The following is a 25,129-nucleotide window of genomic DNA, read 5'->3' on the forward strand; positions in this document are numbered from 1 at the left end:
CCGCGAACGAAAAGAGCGCCCCCTCGGGGGCGCTCTTCGCGTCTCGGGACGGCTGCGTTCCTCCGCGCGGGGCGGTCAGATGTTGACGACGACCGTGTTGGCCGCCCGGTCGTGCATGCCGCGGTAGTCGCGGTCCCAGATCATGGCGGGGACGACGACGATGAGCAGCAGGGCGCGGGCGAGGCCCCAGCCGAGGCCGACGGGGCGGCCGTCGAGGCGGACGACGCGGATGCCGCACAGCCGCTTGCCGATGGTCGTCCCGATCAGCGACACCAGGATCCACGCCTGGATCCCGAAGATCACCAGCGTCCACATGCTGCGCTGCGACGGGGTCCAGTCGAACGCGCGGGCGAGCAGGCCGGCGACGAGCAGCGACAGCGCCCAGTCGACGAACAGGGCGACGAGCCGGCGGCCGTACCCGGCGGCGGAGCCGCTGCCGGTCTCGGGCAGCCCGAGCCGTTCGCCCGGCTTGCCGAGGTCGACGCCCGCCGCGCGCGCTCCCCCCAGCCACGTCTGCGTCCATCGCGCCTGCGCGGCCTGGCGCTGCTTGCCACTGCTCATGGCCTCTACGCTATCCGGTCCTTCCAGCGTTTCCGATCCGGCTCCCCTGGGGCAGGGACAGGAGGACAGGGGCAGGTGCCGTACCGCGCGGAGTGACGCGTAACACAGTCGAAACATATGGGACACGGACGGGAAACGGCCCGTCCGTAGCCTGCCGGAAGCCGAAAGCGCCCCAAGGAGGCTGGATGTTCAGCAGCGCCGATGAGGTCCTGAGCTTCATCAGGAACGAAGGTGTCCGATTCGTCGACTGCCGGTTCGTGGACCTGCCGGGCAAGATGCAGCACTTCACGTTCCCCGTCGAGAGCTTCGGCGAGAGCGTCTTCACCGAGGGGCTGATGTTCGACGGCTCCTCCGTGCGCGGGTTCCAGGAGATCCACGAGTCGGACATGCTCCTGCTGCCGGACCCGAGCACCGCCGTGCTCGACCCGTTCCGCCAGCACAAGACGCTGAACCTGAACTTCTTCGTGCACGACCCGCTCACGGGCGAGCCGTACAGCCGCGACCCCCGCAACGTCGCCAAGAAGGCCCAGGACTACCTGCGCGGCACGGGCATCGCCGACACGTGCTATTTCGGTCCCGAGGCGGAGTTCTACATCTTCGACGACGTCCGGTTCGAGACCAAGCAGAACGCGGGCTACTACTACCTCGACTCGGTCGAGGGCGCGTGGAACACCGGGCGCGAGGAGGCGGGCGGCAACCTCGGCGCGAAGCCCCCGTACAAGGGCGGCTACTTCCCCGTACCGCCGATGGACCACTACACCGACCTGCGCTCGGAGATGGTCGCGCAGCTCCTGGAGAGCGGCATCCACGTCGAGATGCAGCACCACGAGGTCGGCACGGCCGGGCAGGCGGAGATCGACTTCCGGTTCGACACGCTGCTGAAGACCGCCGACCAGCTCCAGCTCTACAAGTACATCGTCAAGAACGTCGCGCGCGCCAACGGCAAGACCGTGACGTTCATGCCGAAGCCCATCTTCGGCGACAACGGCTCGGGCATGCACTGCCACCAGTCGCTGTGGAAGGACGGCTCGCCGCTGTTCTACGACGAGGTCGGCTACGCGGGCCTGTCGGACAACGCCCGCTACTACATCGGCGGCCTGCTCAAGCACGCGCCGTCGCTGCTGGCGTTCACCAACCCGACGGTGAACTCCTACCACCGGCTCGTCCCCGGGTACGAGGCGCCGGTCAACCTGGTCTACTCGCAGCGCAACCGTTCGGCCTGCATCCGCATCCCGATCACCGGCTCCAACCCGAAGGCCAAGCGCGTCGAGTTCCGCGTGCCCGACCCGTCCTGCAACCCGTACCTCGCCTTCTCGGCGATGCTGATGGCGGGCCTGGACGGCATCAAGAACAAGATCGAGCCCGCTGAGCCGGTCGACAAGGACCTCTACGAGCTGCCGCCCGAGGAGGCCCGCGCGATCCCGCAGGTCCCCGGGTCGCTGGAGGAGGTCCTCGCCGCCCTTGAGGCCGACCACGACTACCTGCTGGAGGGCGGCGTCTTCACGCCCGACCTCGTCGAGACGTGGATCGCGATGAAGCGCGAGTTCGAGATCGACCCGATCCGCCTCCGCCCCCACCCCACGAGTTCGAGCTCTACTACGACATCTAGCCGTACGGGGCGCGCCGGCCCTCCGCACCGCTCGGCGCGCCCCCGCCGCGACTAGGGCCCCGCCTGCTCGCGCAACGCCTCGGCGAGCTCCCCGTACGTGTCGCGGTCGAGCGCGGTCACGGCGTACGGCACCACCTGCCCCCGTTCGTCCACGACCGGGTTGCGGAGCGCCCACCACCTCCCGCGCGGCTCAGCCCTGATGATCGACCATCCGGGGTACGAGCGCCGCTCCGCCCACCATCCGAGCGCACCGCGCATTAGCGTGGAAGGCGTTGACCGGTTGCCCCACCGGCGCGGGCAGCACCCACAACGGACCATCCCGGTGCGAAGCGGGTGAGGCTGTGACCTTTGGCGAGAAGATGCGGGCGCTCATGGCCGAACGAGGCGTCAGCCTGCGCGCCTTGGCGAAGACGCTGCCCGCCGACCCCGGCCACCTGTCGCGGATCTCCCGCGACCTCAAACCGCCGTCCGACGACATGGCCGCGCAGATCGACCACGCACTGGGCGCCGACGGAACTCTCACAGCGCTCGCGCGCACCTCCCCGGCCCGTCCTGCACTGACCCCCGACGATGAGGAACGGCTCCTGCTCGCCGCGCGACGGCCCGTGCGTACGGATTTGAAAGTCGTCGAATCACTTGCCGTCGTCCTCGACGCGCAGCGACGTATTGAGGACTCCGTCGGGTCGGCTCCGCTGCTCGAACCCGTTCGGGCGAATCTGGTGGTTCTGCGGCGTCTGGTGATCGAGGCGCGCGGGCCGGTTCGGGTGAAGGTCGTCCACGTCGCCGCGCAGTGGGCGCAGTTCTACGGCTGGCTGCGGGCCAACGTGGGCGATCTGGCCGGGGGGAACGGATGGCTCGATCGCGCGCTTGAGTGGGCTGTGGAGAGCGGTGACGTCGATCTGGTGTCGGAGGTCCTGTCCTTCAAGGGGCATCTCGCGTGGATGAACGGGACGCCGGGACCGGTGATCGGGCTCTCGGCCGCCGCGCTCCGCGGTGACGGGCTCTATCCGGGGCAGCGCGCCATCTCCGCGGCGCAGGAGGCGCGCGGGCACGCCATGCTCGGGGACGCGTCCGAGACGCGGCGGATGCTCGACCTGTCGGAGGAGCAGGCCGCCGCGGCGCGCGAGCGCCGGGAGGAGGCGCCGCCCTGGCTCTACTACCACGTGCCGGGGTTCTTCGAGTTGCAGCGCGGCCTCGCCTACCGGTACCTCGGGCGCGACGATCCCCGGTTCAACGAGAAGGCGGCCGACACCCTGAACGAAGGGCTGGAGGCTCTGCCCGGGGAGATGCGCGGCTCGGAGTGGGCGGGCGAGTTCGTCTACCAGCTCGGCCGGGTCAGGCTCCAGGCCGGCGAGCGGGAGGCGGCCCGGCTGCTCGGTGCGGAGCTCGCCGGGATCGCCGAACGGCTCGGGTCGGGGCGGCTTGGGGGGCGGGTCGGGGAGTTGCGCTGAAGGGGCGTGGCATTCTGGGCGGGGTGTCGGGTGGTGGAGGGACGTTCGCTATGGCGGGGGCTAAGGACGTTCTGCGTGATGCGGGTGAGTTGGTGGGGGCGGCCGAGGCGCTGATCCGCGATCACGAGCGGGCGCGGGCGGAGGTGCTGGGGGTTCTGGAGCCGCTTCGGCGGGAGGTGGTCGATCGGCAGCTCGCCGCGATCCCCATCGAACGGCTCAGGGACGTGACGTCCGGGCGGCTGCGGCTCGGGGCGCTGGAGAAGGCCGGGTTCGAGACGGTCGGGGACGTGCTTCGGGCGGGGCGGAACGGGCTGCGGCTGCTGCCCGGTGTGGGGGCGCAGACCGCCGACGCCATGGACGCGGCGGCGCGGCAGATCGAGGAGGCGGCGGTGCGGGCGGCGCCCGTACGGCTCGACGCGGGCGAGCGGGATCCGCGGGTGACCGCTCTTGTGGTGGCTCTGCACCGGCTCGTGGCGGCCGGGCCCGACCGGGTGCGGGCGGCGCGGGCCGCGGAGGGCCTGGTGGAACGGCTCGCGGCGGCGGTCGAGGAGGCGCGGCCGGCGCGGTCGAGGTGGCGGATGCGGTTCGTTCGCGCGCGGCGGCGGGAGGCGGTCCGCGCGGCGCTCGCGCGGGTGGCGGAGGCCGTGGAGCGGGAGGGGCGGGCCGGGACGGGGCTGCTGCTCGCCCAGGTGTCGGCCGACCTGCTCCGGCCGGACGTGCCCGGGGTCGAGGCGTGGGCGGGTTTCGAGGCGGACGCCTCGGAGTACCGGGCGCTGCTCGCCGAGATCGCCGCGCTGGAGCCCGACCGCGGCGCGGGCGAAGGGCATCTGCCGGACGACCTCGCGGCGCGGGTGCGGGCCGAGCCGCTCGACGAGTCGCGGCTGCGGGTGTCGCTGCGCGGCTACCAGGCGTTCGGGGCGCGGTTCGCGCTGGCGCAGCGGCGGGTCCTGCTCGGGGACGAGATGGGGCTCGGCAAGACCGTGCAGGCCATCGCGGTGATCGCGCATCTGGCGGCGGCGGGCGGGGGGCGCTTCCTGGTGGTGTGCCCGGCGAGCGTGCTGGTCAACTGGCTGCGGGAGTTCCGCGCGCGCAGCGACCTGCCCGCGGTCGCCGCGCACGGCCCGGACCGGGCGGCGGTGCTCGCGGACTGGGCGCGGGACGGCGGCGTCGCGGTGACGACCCTCGACAGCCTGCACGCGCTCGGCGTGCCGGGCGGCGTGCGGGTGGAGCTGCTGGTCGTGGACGAGGCGCACTTCGTCAAGAACCCGGAGGCGCGCCGTTCCCAGGCGGTCGCGGCGTGGTGCGGGCGGGCCGAGCGGGTGCTGTTCATGACGGGGACGCCGATGGAGAACCGGGTCGCGGAGTTCCGCAACCTCGTCGCGCTCCTGCGGCCCGACCTCGCGGCGGACGTGCGGCCGGTGGACGCGATCGCGGGGCCGGAGGCGTTCCGCGCGCGGATCGCGCCCGTGTACCTGCGCCGCAACCAGCAGGACGTGCTCCTCGAACTGCCCGAGGTCGTCCGCGTGGACGAGTGGGAGGAGATGGGCGAGGCGGACGCGGAGGCGTACCGGCAGGCCGTGCGGGACGGCAACTTCATGGCGATGCGGCGCGCGGCCTACGCCGTCCCGGCGGAGTCGGCGAAGCTGCGGCGGCTGGTGGAGCTGGTGCAGGAGTCGGCGGAGAACGGCTTGAAGGTGGTCGTGTTCTCGTTCTTCCGGGACGTGCTGGCGGCCGTGCGGGAGGCGCTCGGCGACGGGGTGGTCGGCCCGATCACCGGGGACGTGCCGGCGGTGCGGCGGCAGGCGATGGTGGACGCGTTCGCCGCCGGGGACGGGCACGGGGTGCTGCTCGCGCAGATCCAGGCGGGCGGGGTCGGCCTCAACTTCCAGGCCGCCTCCGTGGTGGTCATCTGCGAGCCGCAGGTGAAGCCGGCGCTGGAGGAGCAGGCGGTCGCGCGGGCGCACCGGATGGGGCAGGCGCGCCGCGTCCAGGCGCACCGGCTGCTCACGCCGGGCGGCGTCGACCAGCGGATGCTGGAGATCCTCGGGACCAAGGCGCGGCTGTTCGACGCGTACGCGCGGCGCAGCGACCTCGCCGAGGCCGCGCCCGAGGCGGTGGACGTATCGGAGTCCTCGCTCGCCCGGCGGATCGTCGAGGAGGAGCGCGAACGGCTGGACGCGGGCGCCCGCGAGGTTTCCTGACCCCGGGGAAGAAGCGGCCCACCTGCCGTGTTTCGATGGGCGGACAGTGTTGCGACCGAAGGGGAACCCATGCCCGAGGTGAGGGTGGAGCGGACCGGCGACGGCTTCCAGGCCAGCAACGACCGGGGCGCGAGCGTCGCGATCGGCGAGTCGGGGGTCGAGGGGGCGTTCACTCCGGTCGAGCTGATGCTGGCGGCGCTCGGCGGCTGCGAGCTGGTCTCGGTCGAGCCGCTCACCGCGCAGCGCGGCCACCGGATGGTGCGGCTCGCCACGCGGGTGTCCGCCGACAAGATCGCGACGAGCCGGCTGGGGACGATCACCGTCACCTACGACGTGGAGCTGCCGGAGGGCGACGACCAGGCGGCGGAGGTGCTGGCCAAGGTCGCCAAGCGGGTCCACGACAGCTACTGCACGGTCGGCAACGCGCTGAAGGAGCCGATGACCGTCGAGCAGGTCGTCCCGGTGACCCTGACGTGACCGGCGCTCCGGGCCTGGCTCACCCGCAGGTCGTGCCGTCGGCGGGGACCCTGCCGTCCAGCAGGTACGCGTCGACGGCGGCGCGCACGCACGCGTCGTTCGTGTCGTAGGCGCCGTGGCCCTGGCCCTTGAGGGTGAGGAGCGCGGCGCTCTTCCCGATCTCCTTGACCAGCGCCGGTGCCCAGGCGTACGGGGTGGCGGGGTCGCCGGTGTTGCCGACGACGAGGATCGGCGCCGCGCCCGGGGCCGCCACCCGCTGCGCGGCGGCGTCGCCCCTGACGGGCCAGCCGGTGCACTGGAGCATGCTCCACGCCATCGACGGCCCGAACACCGGCGAGGCGTTCCTGAACTTCGGCAGTACGCGCCGGACATCCTGGACGGTGTAGCGGTCCGGGGTGTCGGCGCAGGTGATGGCCGTGTTCGCGGCCGACAGGTTGGAGTAGCGGCCGTCGTCCTCGCGGCCGTTCTGGAGATCGGCGAGCGTGAGGAGGGTGGTGCCGTCGTGCTGCCGGACGGCCTCGGCGAGGCCCTGCGCGAGCGTCGGCCACGCCTGCTCGGAGTACAGCGCGGCGCTGACGCCGGTGGTGCCGAGCGACTGGGTGAGCCTGCGCCCGCCGGAGGTGGGCAGCGGCGCCCTGTCCAGGCCGTCCAGGAGCGTGCCGATGGCCGCGACGACGGACGCGGAGTCGCGGCCGAGGGGGCACGCGTCCCGGCCGAGCCCGGCGCACGCCGTCCCGAAGCTGCGCAGGGCCCGCTGGAACGCGGCGGCCTGCTGGAGGTCGAGGTCCTCGGTGCTGATCCTCGTGTCGACCGCGCCGTCCAGCACGGCGCGCCCGACCGCCCGCGGGAACAGGTGCGCGTAGCTGCCGCCGAGCCACGTCCCGTACGACACGCCGAAGTAGTGCAGCCCGCGGTCTCCGAGCACGGTCCGGACGACGTCCAGGTCGCGGGCGGCGCTGGGCGTGCCGACGTGCGGGAGCAGCCGCCCCGACCGCGCGGCGCATCCCCTGTCGTACGACTCGCGGGCGGCGGTGAGCGCCCTCTCCTCGGCGGCGTCGTCGGGCGAGTCGTCCTGCGCGTTGATCTCGTCCATCCGGCGGTCGTCCACGCACGTGACGGGGGCGCTGCGGCCGACGCCGCGCGGGTCGAGGCCGATCAGGTCGTACCGGGTGTTGAGGGTGCGGTAGCTCCCGGCGGACTGGGCGAGCGCGGTGACGCCGTCGCCGCCGGGGCCGCCGAAGTTGAACACGAGCGAGCCGACGCGCTTGGACGGGTCGGTCGCCTTGACGCGCAGGAGGGCGAGCCCGATGGTGTCGCCGCCGGGCCTGGCGTAGTCGAGGGGCACCTTCACGGTGGCGCACTGGAAGCCCGAAGGAGGCGTTGATGTACCGGGTACGGGTTTCGGCAGGCCCTGGCACGCCCGCCATTCGGGCCGCTGCCCGGTGATGGAGGCGGGCAGGCCGCCGGCGGGGCCCGAACGCCCCGAACGGGCCGGACCGGGCACGGAGCCGGTCGCGGGGGTGGCTCCCGAGGGGGAGTCCGACACGCCGCAGGCGGCCGGTCCGATAGCGGCCAGCGCGGCGGCGCTAACGACCACCGTGACGGGTATTGACGCCTTCCGCGGCATTCGTCCCCTCCGATCAAGTGCCGGGGGGACGGTCCTGACGTACCCATCGCCTCCTATGCTGACTCCTGATCAAATCGACAGCGCCGCACCCCGGCCCGTACCCGGGTGGAGACCCCCAGGGGCACTCCCCCGAAAGTCCGGACACCGCGTCGGGGTCGTACTACTCAAGGCTGAGATGAAGACCATTCGTCGCGGTGATCTCAAAAGGTGCCCGCGAGGCAAAGATAGGTAGCATGGCCCAAACCGCCCCCCCAGCAGCTCGCCGAGCGCAGGCCGAGAGAGCCGGCGGCGAGAACGCGCGACGGGGTGCCCGCCTCCGGGTGCCCCGGATGACGGCACCTCCGGTGTGGCGTGAGCTCATGCTGATCGTGCTGTTCTACAGCGGTTACACGCTGACGCGCATCGTGCTGCACCAGGACGGGACGGCCCCCGCGTTCAGGCACGCCGACCAGATCCTCGGCGCCGAACGGTTCCTCGGTCTCGACGTGGAGCTCGGCCTCAACCGGATGCTCCTCCAGGTGCCCTGGCTCGCGCGGACCGCCAACATGTTCTACGCCACCGCCCACTTCGCGGTGACGCTCGGGGTGGTGGTGTGGCTCTACCGCTACCGGCCCAACCAGTACCGGTGGCTGCGCACGTCCATCATGGTCGCGACGGGCGTGGCGCTGGTCGGCTTCTGGCTGTACCCGCTCGCCCCGCCGCGGTTCCTCGACAGCGCGGGCTTCGTCGACCCGGTGACGGCGCTGCACTCGTTCGGCCTGTACGCCAGCGACGCGTCCGGCAGCCTCACCAACCAGTACGCGGCGATGCCCTCGATGCACGCCGGATGGGCGCTGTGGTGCGGGTTCATCCTGGTGCGGATGGCGTCCCAGCGGTGGGCCAAGCTGCTCGGCGTGCTCTATCCGGCGACGACCGTGTTCGTGATCCTGTCCACCGCCAACCACTACGTCCTGGACGCGGTGGCCGGCGTCGTGCTGATCCTGGGGAGCCTGGCGGTCTCCTGGGTGCTCTACCGGCACTGCCCGAACGGGTCCTGGCGGCGCGGGCGCGGGCCGCGGGCTCGCCCGGCGCTCGTTCGACCGGGCGAGGAGCGGCCGGGCCGACTCCGCGACGGCCGGTGGCGCACGTGGATCGGGCATTTGAGACCCTAGAGGCCATGGCCACCTCGGCAGGCGCCTCGGGGACCGGCCGCGGTACGGCCGCCGCGACCACGACGGACCGCCCGCGCGCCGGAGCCGCCCGCCCGCGCCTGTGGCCGGAGCTGCTGATCATGCTGCTCTGCTACGGCGCGTACGAGCTGGTGCGCAACCTGGTGCCGACCGACCACGCGATGGCGGCGCACCGGGCCTACGCGATCCTCAACCTCGAGTACGCGCTGAACCTCGACGTGGAGTACGCGCTCAACCGGCTGTTCACCGCGCACGGCTGGGTCGCGGTCGCCGCCAACTACTTCTACGCGACCCTGCACTTCGTCATGACGATCGGCGTGCTGGTCTGGCTGTACGTCCGGCAGCCGGGCCACTACCGCCGCTACCGGACGATGCTGTTCGCCACCACGCTGATCGGGCTGGCCGGGTTCTGGCTCTACCCGCTCGCGCCGCCGCGGATGCTGCCGGGCTTCACCGACACCGTGATCAGCTTCGGCACGTGGGGCATCTACGACTCGGGGCCGACCGCCTCGGTGTCCAACCAGTACGCCGCGATGCCGTCCATGCACACCGCCTGGTCGCTGTGGTGCGCGGTGGTGATCATCGGGATCACCCGGCGGCGCTGGGCCGTGGTCCTCGCCGCGCTGTACCCGGCGGCCACCATCGTGGTGATCATGGGGACGGCCAACCACTACCTGCTCGACGCCGTCGGCGGGATGGCCGCCCTGGCGTTCGGCTTCGCGGTGTCCGAGGTCACCGTGCGCGCGGCGCGGGCCGCCGTGCCCGAACGCAGCCAGGGTCAGTCGGTCGCGCCGTAGAAGACGCGGTCCACGACCGCCCGCGCCCGCCTGGCGTGCCGCCGGTAGTCCTCCAGCAGGTCGCCGGTGCCCGGGTAGCCGAGCATCTGGCTGATCGCGCTGCGTTCCTTGTGGTGGTCGGTCGGCAGCAGGTCCGACGCGCGGCCCCGCACCAGCATGATCGAGCCGCGGATGCGGGTGGCGAGCCGCCACGCGTCCGCCAGCTCCACGGCGTCGGCGGCGTCCAGCAGGCGGGCGTCGACCGCGGCGTCCAGGGCCGCGAGGGTACGGGTCGTGCGCAGCGCGGGCACGTCGTGGGCGTGCCTGAGCTGGAGGAGCTGCGCGACCCACTCCACGTCGGCGAGGCCGCCCGGCCCGAGCTTGGTGTGCAGGCGCCGCTCGACGCCGCGCGGGAGCCGTTCGGACTCCATCCGGGCCTTCAGCCGGCGGATCTGCCGGACGGCGTCGTCGTCGATGCCGTCCTCGGGCCAGCGCAGCGGGTCGATCAGCGCCCGGAACCGCTCGCGCAGGGACGGGTCGCCGATCAGCGGGTCGGCGCGCAGCAGCGCCTGCGCCTCCCACGGCTCGGACCAGCGGGCGTAGTACGCCGCGTACGACGCGAGCGTGCGGACCAGAGGCCCCTGCCGCCCCTCCGGCCGGAGGTTGGGGTCGATCTCCAGGGGCGGGTCGGGCGCGGGCAGCGACAGCAGCCGCCGCATCTCCTCGGCGACGGCATGCGCGGCGCGGCTCGCCTCCCGGTCGTCCGCCCCGGGCAGCGGGTCGTGCACGAACATCACGTCGGCGTCGCTGCCGTAGCCGAGCTCGTGGCCGCCGAACCGGCCCATCGCGACGACCGCCATCCGGGTCGGCAGCGGCGAGCGCGCCTCCAGCTCGACCTTGCCGGCGGCGACGCGCAGCGCGGCCTCCAGCGTGACGGTCGCGATGTCGGTGAGGGCCTCCCCGACCGTCCGGACGTCCACCATGCCGAGCAGGTCGGCGACCGCGACCCGCAACAGCTCCCGGCGGCGCAGCGCCCGGATGACCGCGACGGCGTCCTCGGCGGGCATCGCCGCGCCCCCCGGCGCGGCGGGAGCGCCCGCCGGGCCCGGTTCGGGTTCGGCGCGGCGGCGCACGGCGGCGAGGGCCTCCGAGCGCAGCGACTCGTACGGGCGGGGCGTCAGCTCGGCGGCCGTGCCGAGCATGGTCACCGCCTCGGGGGCCCGCAGCAGCAGGTCCGTGGCGTACAGGCTGGAGCCGAGCACCCACGCCATCCGTTCGGCCACGGTCACCTCGTCGCGCAGCAGCCGCAGGTACCAGGGGGTGGTGCCGAGGGCGTCACTGACCCGCCGGAACCCGAGCAGGCCCGCGTCCGGGTCGGGCGCGTCGGCGAACCAGCCGAGCATCACCGGCAGCAGCGTCCGCTGGATCGCCGCCCGCCGCGACACCCCGGCGGTCAGCGCCTCGATGTGCCGCAGCGCCCCGGCCGGGTCGTCGTAGCCGAGCGCCACCAGGCGGGCCCGCGCCGCCTCCGGGGTGAGCCTCGCCTCCTCCCCCGGCAGCCGGGCCACCGCGCGCAGCAGCGGCCGGTAGAACAGCTTCTCGTGGATGCGGCGCACCTCGCGGGCGTGCCGCCGCCACAGCGCGGTGAACTCCCCCACCGGGTCGGTGCGCAGCCCGAGCGCGCGGCCGAGGCGCCGCAGGTCGGCCGGGTCGTCCGGCACGGTGTGCGTGCGGCGCAGCCGGTGGAGCTGGATCAGGTGCTCGACGCGGCGCAGGAACCGGTAGGCGGACGCCAGGGCCGCCGCGTCGTCCCGCCCGACGTAGCCGCCCCGCGACAGCGCGTCGAGGGCGTCGAGCGTGGTCGGGCTGCGGAGCGACTCGTCGCCGCGCCCGTGCACGAGCTGGAGGAGCTGGACGGCGAACTCCACGTCGCGCAGCCCGCCGGGCCCGAGCTTGAGCTGCCGTTCGGCCTCGGCGGTGCGCTGGTTGAGGTCGGTCTCGACGCGCCGCCGCATCGCCTGGACGTCCTCGACGAAGCTCACGCCCTCGGCGGCCCTCCACACGATCGGGGCGATGGCGTCCAGGTAGCGGCGGCCGAGTCCGGCGTCCCCGGCGATCGGGCGGGCCTTCAGCAGCGCCTGGAACTCCCAGGTCTTCGCCCAGCGCTCGTAGTACGCGCGGTGGCTGGCCAGGGTGCGGACGAGCGGGCCCGCCTTGCCCTCGGGACGCAGCGCGGCGTCCACGTCCCACAGCGAGCCCTCGACGGTGCTCGCCGAGCAGGCCCGCATCATCGCCGAGGCGAGCCGGGTCGCGGTGCGCAGCGCGGCGTCCTCGTCCACCGGGGCGCCGGCGTCGCCGTCCCCGCGGGCCTCGGCGACGAACACCACGTCGACGTCGCTGACGTAGTTGAGCTCGCGGCCCCCGCACTTGCCCATCCCGATCACCGCGAGGCGGCACGCCTCGTGGCCGGGGACCTCGGCGCGGGCGATCGCGAGGCCCGCCTCCAGCGCGGCGGCGGCGAGGTCGGCGAGCTCGCCCGCCACGTCGGCGACGCCCGCGACGCCGGTCAGGTCGCGGCCCGCGAGCGCGAGCAGGCGGCCCCGGTAGGCGACGCGCAGCGCGACGAGCGTCGCGGGCTCGGCGTCGCGCGCCACGGGCTCGGCGTCGGACGGGTCGGCGCCGACCGCGCGCAGCAGGTCGGCCCGCAGGACGGCCGGTTCCGGCCGGGCGCCGGGCCCCGCCGGGACGGCCCCGTCCCCGGAATCGTCTCCGGAACCGTCCCCGGAACCGCCCTCGGGAGCGCCTTCGGCGGGCGCGACCGGCGCGGCGGGCGGCGGCACGAGGACCGGTCCGTCGTCGCGCAGGACCCGCCAGTGCTCGGGGTGCCGTCCGAGATGGTCACCGAGTGCGTCGCTGACGCCGAGGACGGCCAGCAGCCGCTCGCGGGTGCCCGGCTCCTTGGCGAGCGCCTCCCGGACGCCGCCGCCGAGGCCGGCCTCGTCGGCGGCCGTGAGCAGGCGCAGCAGCCCGCCGAGGGCGAGATCTGGGTCGGCCGTGCCGCCGAGGGAGTCGAGGAGGTCGTCGCCGATCGCGGGGGCGCCGTCCCGTCCCGCGCCCAGCAGCAACCGCTCGGCGCGGCCGGGGTCGGTGAAGCCCAGCCGCGCGAGGCGGCCCGGGAGGGAGGGACGGCGGTCGGGAGTCCACGGCTCGCTCACGTCATCACCGTATTCCGAGGGCGCGCCGGAGGCGCGGAGACGGGCGCGGGGGTCGGATCTCGATTGCGTCTCCGTCCGCGCGCCGCTACAGGACGGCCATGAGGCGCTTGCGCTCGAACTCGGTGACCTGCCGGCGGTACTCCTCCCACTCCTGCCGCTTGTTGCGCAGGAAGAAGTCGAAGACGTGCTCGCCGAGGACGTCGGCCATCAGCTCGCTGCGCTCCATCGCGTGGATCGCCTCGTCCAGGCTCTGCGGCAGCGGCTCGATGCCGAGCGCCCGCCGCTCGGCGGAGGTGAGGGCCCACACGTCGTCCTCGGCGCCGGGCGGGAGCTCGTACCCCTCCTCGATGCCCTTGAGGCCGGCGCCGAGGATCGCGGCGAACGACAGGTAGGGGTTGGCCGCGGTGTCCAGCGAGCGGAACTCGATGCGCGTCGCGTGCCCCTTGTGCGGCTTGTACATGGGGACGCGCACCAGCGCGGAGCGGTTGTTGTGGCCCCAGCAGATGTAGGAGGGCGCCTCGCCGCCGGCGCCCGCCGCCGACCCGACGCCGCCCCACAGCCGCTTGTAGGAGTTGACGAACTGGTTGCACACGGCGGTGATCTCGGCGGAGTGCCGCAGCAGGCCCGCGATGAACGCCCGCCCGACCTTGGAGAGCTGGAACTCGGCGCCCGGCTCGTAGAACGCGTTGCGGTCGCCCTCGAACAGCGACATGTGCGTGTGCATGCCCGAGCCCGGATGCTCGGTGAACGGCTTCGGCATGAACGAGGCGAACACGCCCTGCTCCAGCGCGACCTCCTTCATCACCAGCCGGAACGTCATGATGTTGTCGGCGGTGGTGAGCGCGTCGGCGTACCGCAGGTCGATCTCCTGCTGGCCGGGCGCGCCCTCGTGGTGGCTGAACTCGACCGAGATGCCCATCGACTCCAGCATCATGATCGCGTTGCGCCGGAAGTCGTGCGCGGCGCTGTGCGGGGTGTGGTCGAAGTAGCCGCCCGCGTCGGCGGGCTGCGGCTCGCGGCCGTCCTCCGGCTTGTCGCTCAGGAGGAAGAACTCGACCTCGGGGTGGGTGTAGAAGGTGAACCCGAGGTCGGCGGCGCGCGCGAGGGCCCGCTTGAGGACGTAGCGGGGGTCGGCGAAGCTCGGCGTCCCGTCGGGCATCAGGATGTCGCAGAACATCCGGCCGACGCCGGGGGCCTCGCTGCGCCAGGGCAGCACCTGGAAGGTGGCGGGGTCGGGCTTGGCGATCATGTCGGCCTCGAACACCCGCGCGAAGCCCTCGATCGCCGAGCCGTCGAAGCCGATGCCCTCGCCGAAGGCGCCTTCGAGTTCGGCGGGCGCGACCGCGACGGACTTCAGGAACCCGAGCACGTCGGTGAACCACAGCCGGATGAAGCGGATGTCACGCTCCTCCAGGGTGCGGAGCACGAACTCCTGCTGTCGGTCCAAAGCCTTCTCCCTCGATGGTGCGGTGCCGACACCCGCCCGGACGCCCTCCGGAGGGTCCGCGGGGGTGCCCCGTCGCCGGAGGCGTACCCGAGCCGGGCGCCGCCGAACGGAGTTTCCGCAGGTGTCGGCAGGTCTGGCCACTGTGCAGTATGCCCGCCGGCTGTTACCGCGACGTTACGGGCCGGGGACGGCGGCCGGCCGTCCACCGGAACGGTCCCGCCGCGCGCCTCCGACCAGCACGAAACACGCATACCGGCATCTCAACTGTGCCATACGGGGCCGGGCCCGGCACGGCCTCGGCCCCGATCACGGCCCCGGCCCCGATCGCGGCGGCTCACGCCCCGGCGGCGGCCCCGGCCACTGTCCCGGCGACGGCCGGGGTCACGGGTCCGGCCGGGGTCACGGGCCCTGCCCGGCGGGGTCGAGGACGCGGGCGAGGAACGTCCGGGTCCGCTCGTGCTCCGGGTCGTCCAGCACCCGGGACGGCGGGCCCTCCTCGACGACCACGCCGCCGTCCATGAACACCACCCGGTCGGCGACCTCGCGGGCGAAGCTCATCTCGTGGGTGACCACGAGCATGGTCATGCCGTCCTCGGCGAGCTCGCGCATGACGCCGAGCACGTCGCCGACCAGCTCGGGGTCCAGCGCCGAGGTCGGCTCGTCGAACAGCATCACCCGCGGGTCCATCGCGAGGGCCCGCGCGATCGCGACCCGCTGCTGCTGGCCGCCCGAGAGCCGCCCCGGGTACTCGGCCACCTTGTCGGCGAGGCCGACCCGCTCCAGGTTGGCGCGGGCGACCCGTTCGGCCTCGGCCCGGTCCCGCTTGAGCACCTTGCGCTGCGCGATCGTCACGTTGCCGAGCGCGGTCAGGTGCGGGAACAGGTTGAACGACTGGAACACCATCCCGATCCGGCGCCGCGCGGCGTCGATGTCGATGTCGGGGTCGGTGACCTCGGCGCCGGCGACCCGGACCGTGCCCGCGCTCGGCTCCTCCAGCAGGTTGACGCAGCGCAGCAGCGTGGACTTCCCGGACCCGGACGGCCCGATCACGCAGACCACCTCGCCCGCGTCCACGTGGAAGTCGATGCCGCTCAGCACCTCGTTGTCGCCGAACGACTTGCGCAGCCCGCGGATCTCGATCGCCGCCGCGCCGGCGTCCCCGGCGGGTTCCGCGGGCCCCCCGGGCCCCTTGCGCGCGCTCACCGCTCTCCCCTCCGCTGCCGTGCCTCCAGCCACCGGGCCAGCTGGCTCAGCGGGATGGTGATGATCAGGTAGCAGACGCCCGCGACCACGATCGGCGTGGTGTTGCCGAGCTGGCCCGCGAGGTCGCGCCCGAACTTGGTCAGGTCCCGGCCGCCCAGCGAGATGCCGAGGAACATGATCAGCGAGGAGTCCTTGCAGAGCAGGACGAGCTGGTTGGTCATCGGCGGGATCACGATCCGGAACGCCTGCGGGATGACGATCGAGGCCATCGCCCGGCCGTACGGCATGCCGAGCGACCTGGCCGCCTCCATCTGGCCCTTCGGCACCGCCTCGATGCCGGCCCGGATCGTCTCGGCCATGTAGGCCGCGGCGACCAGCCCGAGCGCGAGGGCGCCCGCGCCGGTCGTGCCGCCGGGAACGGTCCGCCCCGGGAACGCCAGCGGCACCCCGAACCCGACGAACACGAAGATCAGCAGCAGCGGCAGGCCGCGGAACACCTCGATGTAGGCGGTCGCCGTCCACCGGTACGGCGCCGCCGACGACAGCCTCATCAGGGCGAGCACGAGCCCGAGCACGAGGCCGATCGCGAACCCGAGCGCCGTCAGCACGACGGTGTTGCGCAGCCCGACCGTCAGGATCTCCGGGAACAGCCCCTTGGCCTTGCCGTAGTTGGCGAAGTTGTCCTGGAGCTGCGGCCAGTCCGCCAGCGCCGCGAGCACCGCGACGACGACCACGAACGCGCCGTACTGCCCGCCGAGGACGAGCCGCCGCCGGCGCCGGCGGGACATCCCGGGCGCCGGCCCGGCCTTCAACGGCTCGGCGGTCACGAGGGGCCGGCCCCGGTCTTCGGCATCGGCCCGACCCACTTCTCGTACATGGCCTTGTACGAGCCGTTCGCCTTCGCCTCGTCGATCGCCTGGTTGGTCAGCTTGACCAGCTCGGGGTTGTAGCCCTTGCGGAACCAGAAGCCGTACTTCTCACCGGTGTTGAGGTTGGCGACGATCTCGTACTTGGAGTTGGCGGGGTCCTTCAGCCAGCCCCGCACGACCGGGTAGTCCTGCACGATGACGTCCACCTGGCCCGTGCGCAGGCCGTCGAGCTCGGCGTTGGAGTTGTCGAACGAGCTCGGGTCGAAGCCCTTGCCCTTGACGTAGTCCTCGCCGGTGGTGCCGGACTGGGAGCCGATCTTGAGCTTGCGGGACTTGACGTCGTCCAGGGTCTTGACGCCGCTGCCCTTCTTGGCGAGCAGGGCCTGCGTGGCGTCGAAGTAGGGCTTGGAGACGTCCATCATCTGCGTGCGGTCGGGCGTGATCGTCATGCCGCCCATGACCAGGTCGCACTTGCCCGCGTTCAGCGCCGCGCCGGTCTTCATCGTCTCGAACTGGGTGTCCACCACCTTCTGCGGCAGCCCCAGCCTCTTGGCGACCAGGTCGATCAGGTCCACGTCGAAGCCGACGACCTTCCCGCCCCGCTCCACCTGGAACGGCGGGTAGGGCAGGTGGGTGCAGGTCGTCAGGGCCCCCTTGTCGATGACCTTCACGCCCTTGACGGTGGCGCCGTCGCCGCCGCCGCACGCCGACGCGGCGAGCGCCAGCACGGCGAGCACGGCGGGCGCCACGAGCGCCCGACGGCGGGGGGTTCGTCCGGACACGCTTCCTCCTGGTGATCTCGCAGGTGACCGAACTATGCCACGCCGCGCGCTCGCGTGCCCGCACGCGGCGGTCCACCCACCGTCCTCCCCCGTTCCGGGGCCCGTTTCCCGAAAATTGACGTGGCGATCACCGGCCCGGCCCCCGGTCGATCATTAGCGTGGGCCGGGTCGTGGACGTCTCGCTGCTTCTCCCGCTGACCGACCGGGCGGCCCCGCTGGCCGCCCCGTCGGCCGTGCATCCGGGCGCCTGGCAGCTCGGCGAGCGCCTGGACGCGTGGGCGCGCGGTATCGGCCTGGTCCTCGGCGACCCCGACACCACCCCGCTCGGCCGGGCGCACTGCGAGCGGATGGCCGCCCGCGCGTTCCCGGCCGCCGAGCTGGACCGGGTGGAGCTGTTCGCCCGCTGGCTGACCTGGACGTTCGCGCTGGACGACACGGTCGACCGCGCGCCGTTCGCGGGCAGCGCGACCGCCGTGTACGGGCTGTACGACGAGCTGCTCGGGGCGGTGCGGCGCGGCCGGGCCCGTCCCGGCGCCCGGCCGCTGGAGGCCGCGCTCGCCGAATTGTGGCTGCTCACCACGCCCGGGACGTCCCGCGACTGGCGCCGCCGCTTCCTCCAGCACATGGAGGACCACCGCGCGGCCTGCGCCGAGGAGGCCGTGCGCCGCCGCGTCGGCCGGCGCCTCACGCCGGACGGGTACGCCTTCGCGCGCCGCCGGGCGTGCGGGCCGTTCCTCTACGACCTGGTCGAGCCGGTGCTCGGCGTGGAGATGCCCGCGCGGGTGCTCGGTACGCCCGCGTGGAAGCTCGTCTCCGAGGGCACCGCCGACGTCGTCGCCTGGTCGAACGACGTCGTGTCGTACGGCCTGGAGGCGGCCCGCGGCGACGTGCACAACCTCGTCGGCGTGATCGCCGCGGCGCGGGGCGTGGAGGCCGAGCAGGCCGCGCGCCTCGTGGTGGAACGGATCGCGGCCCGCGCCGCCGACGTGCAGGCCGAGGTCGCCGCGTTCCCCGAGACCCTCGGCCACCTGCGCCTGACCGAGGAGCAGCGCACGGCCGCCACACGCGTGGTCGCGGTGCTGCTGGACACCCCGCGCGCCCACCTGGAGTGGCTGGCCGAGTCGGGCCGCTACGCCGGGGGCGTCCCCGAGGACCCGGACCGGGCCCGCCGCCTGGACGCCCTCGCGTCCCTGCGCTGACCGCCGCCCTCACCCGTTGACGAGGGCGTCGCCCGAACCGGTCCGCGTGTAGAGGACCCGGCGGCCCAGGCGGTGCCCGGCGACCAGGCCGCAGGCGCGCAGGACGCCGAGGTGCTGGCTGACCGCGCCGGGCGTGACGCCCATCCGGCGCGCCAGGTCGGTGGTGGACGCGGGCGTGCCGAGGGCGAGGAGCAGCTCGGCGCGGCGGCGCCCGATCAGCGCGGCGAGCGCGTCCGGCGGCGCGGCGGGCGCGGCCTCCCAGATCGTCGCGACGCCGTACGGCGGGTAGCTGAGGACGGGCTGGTAGGGCGGCATCATCACCGACACGTGCGGCCACACGAACACGCTCGGCACGAGCAGCAGTCCGCGCCCGGCCAGCTCGCTCCGGTAGCGCAGCCCCCGGGCCCGGTCGACGCGCAGCGTGTCGGTCGCCCAGGCGACCGTCGGGTGCAGGTCGGCGAACAGCCCCTCGGCGCCCTGCGCGGCGAGGGCCCGCGCGCGCCGCAGCAGCTCGCCGTCGAGCAGGTCGCGGATCCGCTCCCAGAACGGTTCGAGCGCGACGGCCCAGTAGTCGTCGAGCAGGGCGGTGACGCGTTCCACGGTGCGCTCGGGCTCGGCGGCGAGATCGTTCCACGCCTCGGTCCGTCCCCAGGACGGGTCGATCCAGCGCAGCTCCCCGGCGACCACCTCCGGCGGCGTGGCCCGCACGGCGTCCAGCTCGGCGTGGAAGTCGGGGAACGGCGTCTCGGGCGGCGGCGTGAGGAAGTCGGGGATGTAGCCCGCCGGAGGGACCAGCTCCCACAGCGGCCCGAGGTCCAGCCCCCGCGCGGACGCGTGCACCGCGTGCGCCCACGGCAGGTGCAGCGCGTACCCGGACGGGTCCTTCAGCACCCGGACGCTGCGCACCAGCTCCCACAGCGGGGAGAACGCGAACCGGACGCGCGCCACGTCGTCCGGCGCGAACACCAGCTCGATCATTTAGCCCTCACTAAATGATTATCGCCGGTCGGGCGCCCGCCCCGAGGATCGGGTAAGTGACCACACTGCGCGACTCTGCTGTCATCCCGCCGCGCGGGCGGCTCGGCGCGTTCGTGCACACGCGCGTCGGCGGGCTCCCCCGGCAGTTCTGGGTGCTGTGGGCGGGCAGCCTGCTCAACCGGCTCGGGACGATGGTCGAGCCGTTCCTCGGGCTCTACCTGACCACCATGCGGGGGCTATCGCTCGGGCAGGCGGGCCTGGTCATGGCGGTGCTCGGCGCCGGGTCGCTCGCGGGCCAGCTCGTCGGCGGCGTGCTCGCCGACCGGATCGGGCGGCGCGCCACGCTGACGTTCGCCATGCTCGCGACCGGGGCGGGGATGCTCGCCCTCGGGTACGCGCAGGGCATCCTCGCGATCAGCGCGGCGGCGCTGGTGCTCGGCCTGGTCCTGGACATGTACCGGCCGGCGGCGCAGGCGATGGTCGCCGACCTGATCCCGGTGCACGACCGGCCGCGCGCGTTCGGGCTGCTGTTCTGGGCGGTCAACCTCGGCTGGGCGTTCGCGATGGTGCTCGGCGGGACGCTCGCCCAGCAGGGCTTCCTGTGGCTGTTCTGGATCGACGCGGTGACGTGCGTGGCGTTCGGGGCGCTGGTGTGGCGGGCCGTCCCGGAGACCCGCGCGCCCGCGACCGCGGGGAGCGGCCGGGCCGGTTCGCCGACGTGCTGCGCGACCGGGTGATGGTGGCGTACGTGCTGATCACGCTGGTCTACACGTTCGTGCTGATGCAGGGCATGACCACGATGCCGCTCGCGATGCGCGAGCAGGGCCTCGGGCCGCAGGTGTACGGCCTGGCCATCGCCGCCAACGGCGTGCTGATCATCATCGTGCAGCCGCTGGTGAACGCCTGGCTGGCCCGCCGCGACCACAGCCTGGTGATGGTCGCCGGGGCCGCCACGGTCGCGGTCGGGTACGGCCTGACCGCGCTCGCCGGGTCGCTGTGGTCGTACATGGCGACGATCCTGGTGTGGTCGGTCGGGGAGATCGTCGCCGCGTCGGTGATCCAGGCGGTGGTCGCCGACCTGGCGCCGCCGCACCTGCGCGGCCGGTACGGCGGGCTGTACGGGCTCGCGTGGTCGGGCGGGTTCCTGCTGGCGCCGCTCGGCGGCACCCAGCTCCTCGGCCTCGGCGGCACGTCCGCGCTGTGGCTCGGCTGCATGGCCCTCGGCCTGGTGGCCGCGCTCGGGCAGCTCGCGCTGGCCCCCGCGATCCGCCGCCGCCGGGTCCTGGCCGTCTGAGCGGCCTCCACTTCTCGTCAGAGTGACGAGACCAGATCGCCCGAACTAGACTGGGGCGCGTGGCACAGCTCCGGATCGCTCTCGCGCAGGTGAACCCGACCGTCGGCGACCTCGACGGCAACGCCGACCTCCTCGTGGAATGGACCAGGCGCGCCGCGGAGGCCGGCGCGCACCTGGTGGCGTTCCCCGAGATGTTCCTGACCGGCTACCCGGTCGAGGACCTCGCCCTGCGGACCTCGTTCGTGCAGGCGTCCCAGCGCGCCCTCGACGGCGTCGCGCGCCGCCTCGCCGCCGAGGGCCTCGGCGACCTGCCGGTCGTCACCGGCTACCTCGACCGCCGCACGGTCAGCCTCGTGCGCGCCGGGCAGCCCGCGGGCTCGCCGCTGGACGCGGCGGCGTGGCTGTGCGGGGGCGAGGTGCTGGTCCGCTCGGCCAAGCACCACCTGCCCAACTACGGCGTCTTCGACGAGTACCGGATCTTCGTGCGCGGCGACCGGCTGCCCGTCGTCCGGCTGAACGGCGTGGACGTCGCCACCGTCATCTGCGAGGACCTCTGGCAGGACGGCGGGCCGGTCAGCGTCACCGGCGCCGCGGGCGCGGGCCTGCTGCTCGCCATCAACGCCTCCCCGTACGAGCGCAACAAGGACGACGTCCGGCTCGACCTGTGCGCCGAGCGGGCCCGCGAGGCGGGCTGCGCGCTCGCCTACGTCAACATGGTCGGCGGCCAGGACGAGCTGGTCTTCGACGGCGACTCGATGGTGGTCGGCGCCGACGGCACGCTGCTCGCGCGCGGCCCGCAGTTCACCGAGGAGCTGCTGATCGCCGACCTGGCGCTGCCCGCCGCCGATCCCGGCGTGCGGCCCGGCCGCACGCCGGTGGACGCGCTCGACGGCACCACGATCACCGTCGACCGGCACTCGGTGTCCGCCGGGCCGCCGCCCGCCTACGCCGTCGCGCCGCAGCCGGTCGCCGAGCCGCTCCCCGACCTCGCCGAGGTGTACGGCGCGCTCGTGCTCGGCACCCGCGACTACGTCCGCAAGAACGGCTTCCGGTCGGTGATCCTCGGCCTGTCCGGCGGCATCGACTCGGCGCTGGTCGCCACGATCGCCGCCGACGCGATCGGCCCGGCCGCCGTGCACGCGGTGCTGCTGCCGAGCCGCTACTCCTCGGAGGGGTCGGTCACCGACGCCGAGGAGCTGGTCAAGCGGCAGGGCATCAACTCGCGCGTCGTCCCGATCCGCGGCATGGTCGAGGCGTTCGAGGCCGAGCTCGACCTCGACGGCCTCGCCGAGGAGAACCTCCAGGCCCGCATCCGCGCGAACGTGTGGATGGGCCTGTCCAACCAGGACGGCCACCTCGTGCTGACCGGCGGCAACAAGAGCGAGCTGGCCACCGGCTACTCCACCCTCTACGGCGACTCGGCGGGCGGCTTCGCGCCGATCAAGGACCTGACCAAGACGATGGTGTGGCGGCTCGCCCGCTGGCGCAACGGCGCGGTCGGCCGGCCCGACCTGCCGTTCCTGCACCCGTTCGAGGAGGAGCCGATCCCCGAGGAGATCATCGTCAAGGAGCCGTCCGCCGAGCTGCGGCCGGGCCAGCGCGACCGCGACAGCCTGCCCGAGTACACGATCCTCGACCCGCTGATCGTCGACTACGTCGAGCGCGACATGGGCCGCGACGCCCTGGTCGCGGCGGGCCACGACCCGGCGCTGGTGGAGCGCGTGATCCGGCTGGTGGACCTCGCGGAGTACAAGCGCCGCCAGTACCCGCCCGGCCCCAAGATCACCCCGAAGAACTTCGGCCGCGACCGCCGCGTGCCCATCACCAACCGCTGGCGAGAGCCCGGCACCCGCTGACCCCAGCGGAACGGCACGGGCGGGCGCGCGGGCGGCCCGAACGCACGGGCAGCGCGGACGCACGGGCAGCGCGGACGGCCCGGACGCGCGGACGGCCCGGACGCGCGGGCAGCGCGGACGCACGGGCAGCCCGGACGCGCGGACGGCGCGGGCGGCGCGGGCGCACGGGCAGCGCGGACGCACGAACGGCGCGGACGTGCGGTGGGCGCGGACGGCGTGAACGGCGCGCCCGGTCGGGGGCGCGCCGGCGGGTCACTCTCGGTGGTGGCTCTCGCCCGGCCAGCTCGACGCGGGCTCCGACGGGTCGGGGTCGATGCCGGGGACGGTCTGCTCGCACCACACGACCTTGCCGGCCGCCGTGCGGCGCGTGCCCCAGCGGTGGGCGAGCTGGCTGACGACCAGCAGGCCCCGGCCGTTCTCGTCGTCGTCGGCGGCGTGCCGCAGCCGGGGCAGCGCGGCCGAGCGGTCGAGCACCTCGCACACGAGCGTCCGCTCGAACAGCAGCCGCAGCTCGATCGGGTCGTTCGGCGCGTACCGCAGCGCGTTGGTGATCAGCTCGGACGCCAGCAGCTCGGTGGTGTAGGTCAGGTCGCCGAGGCCCCACTCGTCCAGCCGGGACCGGACGAGGCCGCGGGCGCGGCGGACGGCCGCCGGGTCGGACGGCAACGTCCAGGACGCGCGGCGGTCCTCGGGGAGGCGGTTCAGCCGGGCGATCAGCACGGCGATGTCGTCGCGGTGGTGGTCGGCGTAGACGCCGGCGAGGGTGGCCTTGGCGAGGTCCTCCATCGGGCGCTCGGTGCTGCCGGGGCCGAAGATGTTCTGGAGGCGGGCGAGGCCGTCGTCGATGTCGCGGCCCCGGTTCTCGACCAGGCCGTCGGTGTAGATGACGAAGACGCTGCCGTCCTCGACGGTGAACTCGCGGCTCTCGATCGCCGCGCCGCCCGAGACGCCGAGCGGCGGGGCGGGCGGGATCGTCAGGTAGTCGTTGGCGCCGTCCGGGGAGACCAGCAGCGGCGGCAGGTGCCCCGCGGACGCGACCTCGATCGTGCCCGTGGTCGCGTCGTACACCGCGTAGACGCAGGTGGCGAAGTGCGGCTCCTGCTCGCCGAGCTCGATCATCAGCTCGTGCATCACGTGCAGCGCGTCGGCGGGCGGCAGCTCCAGGTTGGCGAGCGTGTGCAGCGCGGTGCGCAGCCGCCCCATCGTGACGGCCGCGCGGACGCCGTGCCCGGCGACGTCGCCGACGATCAGGGCGACGCGGGCGCCGGGCAGCGCGATCGACTCGTACCAGTCGCCGCCGACCTCGACCAGCTTGCTGCCGGGCAGGTAGCGGTGCCGCACCTCCACCGAGGACGGCGCGGACAGCCGGTTGGGCAGCAGGCTGCGCTGTAGTGTCAGCGCCGTGGCGCGTTCCCGGCTGAACAAACGCGCGTTGTCGATGACGATCGCCGCACGCGACGCGAACTCCATGCCGATCTCGACGTCGTAGGCGTCGAACTTGCGGAACCCCGGCACGCGCGTGCAGGCGATGAAGCCGAGCAGCGTGTCCTTGGCGATGAGCGGCAGCAGCACCATCGACACGCCGGTGAGCAGGTCGCTCACCGGGTGCCGCCGCCACCGCCTGGCGATGTCGCTCGCCGCGCCGACGTCGACGTGCGGCAGGTGGACGGGGCGGGCCGTGTCGAGCACCTCGCGGTAGGGGGTGCCCTCGGGGTAGATCAGCACCTCCCCCACCGGGAACGTCGCGGTCCACATCGGGTTGCGGTCGTCGGAGGTGACCGCGATGCGGCGCAGCACCGCCGAGCCGGACTCGGCGTGCACCTCGTCGGCGGCGACCAGGCTCTCCAGCACCAGCACCGACGCGGTCGTGCAGTAGTGCGGGACGATCACGTCGACGAGGCCGCGCGCGCTCTGGTCGAGGTCGAGGGACGCGCCGAACCGGGTCAGCGGGTCGTCCATCAGCGCCCGGCGCATCAGCCCCGGGTCCTGGTAGCGCTCGCTCGGGGCAGCGCGACCCGCACGTACAGCAGCCCGCCCGGCTCGTCGTCGCCGAGCATGGGCTGCGCGGTCACCACCGCGTCGGTCCCGGCCTCGCCGCCCTGGCCCGCCCCGCCGGGCGCGGGGCCGCCGCGCAGGACGGTCAGCACCGCCGTGCGCTCCTGGCCGGCGGCGATCGCCTCCAGCAGCCCCTCCAGCTCGGCCTTGCTCTCCTCGCCCACCAGGTCCGCGGCCGCGAGGCCGATCAGCTCCCCCGGCTCGCGGCCGAGCACGGCCGCCGCGTTGGGGCCGCAGCGGACGATGCGGCGCGCACCGTCGATGCCGAGGACCAGGGTGCGGGACGCCGAATCGGCGGCGGGCGCATCGCCTCGCGGCGCCATCACGGATCTCACCTGACGCGCTCCAGACAGCCGGTCG

General features: G+C 73.8%; 20 protein-coding genes and 1 pseudogene. 10 read left to right on the top strand and 11 right to left on the bottom strand.

Annotation, left to right across the window (positions count from 1 at the left end):
• Positions 1–75 precede the first annotated feature (75 nt).
• The gene (locus tag GEV43_RS02005; protein WP_160819234.1) at positions 76–561 is read right to left on the bottom strand and encodes an RDD family protein; all 486 of its coding nucleotides are present in this window, start codon (positions 559–561) and stop codon (positions 76–78) included.
• Positions 562–746: 185 nt separating this feature from the next.
• Between GEV43_RS02005 and glnA the strand changes: the two are divergent.
• A pseudogene (glnA, locus tag GEV43_RS02010) lies at positions 747–2,170 on the top strand (type I glutamate--ammonia ligase).
• A 51-nt stretch (positions 2,171–2,221) separates the two neighbouring features.
• Here glnA and GEV43_RS02015 read toward each other — a convergent pair.
• The gene (locus GEV43_RS02015) at positions 2,222–2,428 is read right to left on the bottom strand and encodes a hypothetical protein (protein ID WP_160819235.1); all 207 of its coding nucleotides are present in this window, start codon (positions 2,426–2,428) and stop codon (positions 2,222–2,224) included.
• Positions 2,429–2,511: 83 nt separating this feature from the next.
• Here GEV43_RS02015 and GEV43_RS02020 point away from each other — a divergent pair, with 83 nt between their 5' ends.
• From GEV43_RS02020 to GEV43_RS02030, 3 genes are all read left to right on the top strand, one after another.
• Positions 2,512–3,621 carry a helix-turn-helix domain-containing protein gene (locus GEV43_RS02020; protein WP_160819236.1) on the top strand — a complete coding sequence of 370 codons (1,110 nt, stop codon included), beginning with the start codon at positions 2,512–2,514 and terminating at the stop codon, positions 3,619–3,621.
• Positions 3,622–3,713: 92 nt separating this feature from the next.
• On the top strand, positions 3,714–5,822 hold the full coding sequence (locus GEV43_RS02025; RefSeq protein ID WP_309239401.1) for a DEAD/DEAH box helicase: 2,109 nt from the start codon (positions 3,714–3,716) through the stop codon (positions 5,820–5,822).
• Positions 5,823–5,891: 69 nt separating this feature from the next.
• Entirely contained in the window at positions 5,892–6,299 is a 408-nt protein-coding gene (locus GEV43_RS02030; RefSeq protein WP_160819238.1) for an OsmC family protein, read from the top strand.
• A gap of 19 nt (positions 6,300–6,318) precedes the next feature.
• Here the strand turns inward: GEV43_RS02030 and GEV43_RS02035 are convergent, their stop codons facing one another.
• Positions 6,319–7,650: an alpha/beta hydrolase gene (locus GEV43_RS02035; protein WP_160819239.1), complete on the bottom strand. Its 1,332-nt coding sequence runs from the start codon at positions 7,648–7,650 to the stop codon at positions 6,319–6,321.
• A 605-nt stretch (positions 7,651–8,255) separates the two neighbouring features.
• Between GEV43_RS02035 and GEV43_RS02040 the strand changes: the two genes are divergently transcribed.
• Positions 8,256–9,077 (top strand): phosphatase PAP2 family protein, encoded by an 822-nt coding sequence (locus tag GEV43_RS02040; protein WP_175249963.1) that lies wholly within the window; start codon positions 8,256–8,258, stop codon positions 9,075–9,077.
• A gap of 5 nt (positions 9,078–9,082) precedes the next feature.
• On the top strand, positions 9,083–9,892 hold the full coding sequence (locus GEV43_RS02045) for a phosphatase PAP2 family protein (protein WP_160819240.1): 810 nt from the start codon (positions 9,083–9,085) through the stop codon (positions 9,890–9,892).
• Here GEV43_RS02045 and GEV43_RS02050 read toward each other — a convergent pair.
• The 5 genes from GEV43_RS02050 to GEV43_RS02070 all read right to left on the bottom strand — a co-directional run bounded on the left by GEV43_RS02050 (position 9,874) and on the right by GEV43_RS02070 (position 17,387).
• A complete protein-coding gene (locus tag GEV43_RS02050; protein ID WP_160819241.1) occupies positions 9,874–13,086 on the bottom strand; it encodes a bifunctional [glutamine synthetase] adenylyltransferase/[glutamine synthetase]-adenylyl-L-tyrosine phosphorylase in 3,213 nt (1,070 codons plus the stop codon). The two genes, GEV43_RS02045 and GEV43_RS02050, sit on opposite strands and share 19 nt — an antisense overlap.
• A gap of 85 nt (positions 13,087–13,171) precedes the next feature.
• Positions 13,172–14,533: a glutamine synthetase family protein gene (locus tag GEV43_RS02055; RefSeq protein WP_160819242.1), complete on the bottom strand. Its 1,362-nt coding sequence runs from the start codon at positions 14,531–14,533 to the stop codon at positions 13,172–13,174.
• Positions 14,534–14,932: 399 nt separating this feature from the next.
• Positions 14,933–15,736 carry an amino acid ABC transporter ATP-binding protein gene (locus GEV43_RS02060; RefSeq protein WP_160819243.1) on the bottom strand — a complete coding sequence of 268 codons (804 nt, stop codon included), beginning with the start codon at positions 15,734–15,736 and terminating at the stop codon, positions 14,933–14,935.
• Positions 15,733–16,524 (bottom strand): amino acid ABC transporter permease, encoded by a 792-nt coding sequence (locus GEV43_RS02065; protein WP_160819244.1) that lies wholly within the window; start codon positions 16,522–16,524, stop codon positions 15,733–15,735. Before GEV43_RS02065 ends, GEV43_RS02060 begins: the two co-directional genes overlap by 4 nt.
• A gap of 35 nt (positions 16,525–16,559) precedes the next feature.
• Positions 16,560–17,387 (bottom strand): transporter substrate-binding domain-containing protein, encoded by an 828-nt coding sequence (locus GEV43_RS02070; RefSeq protein ID WP_160819245.1) that lies wholly within the window; start codon positions 17,385–17,387, stop codon positions 16,560–16,562.
• Between the two features lie 158 nt (positions 17,388–17,545).
• Between GEV43_RS02070 and GEV43_RS02075 the strand changes: the two genes are divergently transcribed.
• Positions 17,546–18,586: a hypothetical protein gene (locus GEV43_RS02075; RefSeq protein ID WP_309239402.1), complete on the top strand. Its 1,041-nt coding sequence runs from the start codon at positions 17,546–17,548 to the stop codon at positions 18,584–18,586.
• Positions 18,587–18,595: 9 nt separating this feature from the next.
• On the opposite strand, the gene GEV43_RS02080 is transcribed toward GEV43_RS02075, so the two are convergent.
• Entirely contained in the window at positions 18,596–19,564 is a 969-nt protein-coding gene (locus GEV43_RS02080; RefSeq protein ID WP_160819246.1) for a DUF5937 family protein, read from the bottom strand.
• A 56-nt stretch (positions 19,565–19,620) separates the two neighbouring features.
• Here GEV43_RS02080 and GEV43_RS49150 point away from each other — a divergent pair, with 56 nt between their 5' ends.
• The 3 genes from GEV43_RS49150 to GEV43_RS02090 are packed head-to-tail and all read left to right on the top strand — an operon-like array spanning position 19,621 to position 22,714.
• Positions 19,621–20,301, top strand: coding sequence for an MFS transporter (locus tag GEV43_RS49150; RefSeq protein WP_309239403.1), 681 nt, complete (start codon positions 19,621–19,623; stop codon positions 20,299–20,301).
• On the top strand, positions 20,283–20,858 hold the full coding sequence (locus GEV43_RS49155; RefSeq protein WP_309239404.1) for an MFS transporter: 576 nt from the start codon (positions 20,283–20,285) through the stop codon (positions 20,856–20,858). The genes GEV43_RS49150 and GEV43_RS49155 overlap by 19 nt, the downstream gene beginning before the upstream one ends.
• A gap of 59 nt (positions 20,859–20,917) precedes the next feature.
• Positions 20,918–22,714 carry an NAD+ synthase gene (locus GEV43_RS02090; protein ID WP_160819247.1) on the top strand — a complete coding sequence of 599 codons (1,797 nt, stop codon included), beginning with the start codon at positions 20,918–20,920 and terminating at the stop codon, positions 22,712–22,714.
• Positions 22,715–22,966: 252 nt separating this feature from the next.
• On the opposite strand, the gene GEV43_RS02095 is transcribed toward GEV43_RS02090, so the two are convergent.
• Positions 22,967–24,688, bottom strand: a complete 1,722-nt coding sequence (locus tag GEV43_RS02095) for a SpoIIE family protein phosphatase (RefSeq protein ID WP_241682741.1) — start codon at positions 24,686–24,688, stop codon at positions 22,967–22,969.
• Positions 24,688–25,092 carry a PAS domain-containing protein gene (locus GEV43_RS49160; RefSeq protein ID WP_241683212.1) on the bottom strand — a complete coding sequence of 135 codons (405 nt, stop codon included), beginning with the start codon at positions 25,090–25,092 and terminating at the stop codon, positions 24,688–24,690. The genes GEV43_RS02095 and GEV43_RS49160 overlap by 1 nt, the downstream gene beginning before the upstream one ends.
• Positions 25,093–25,129: the final 37 nt, after the last annotated feature.

Source organism: Actinomadura sp. J1-007 (assembly GCF_009793335.1).
GTDB lineage: Bacteria > Actinomycetota > Actinomycetes > Streptosporangiales > Streptosporangiaceae > Spirillospora > Spirillospora yumaensis.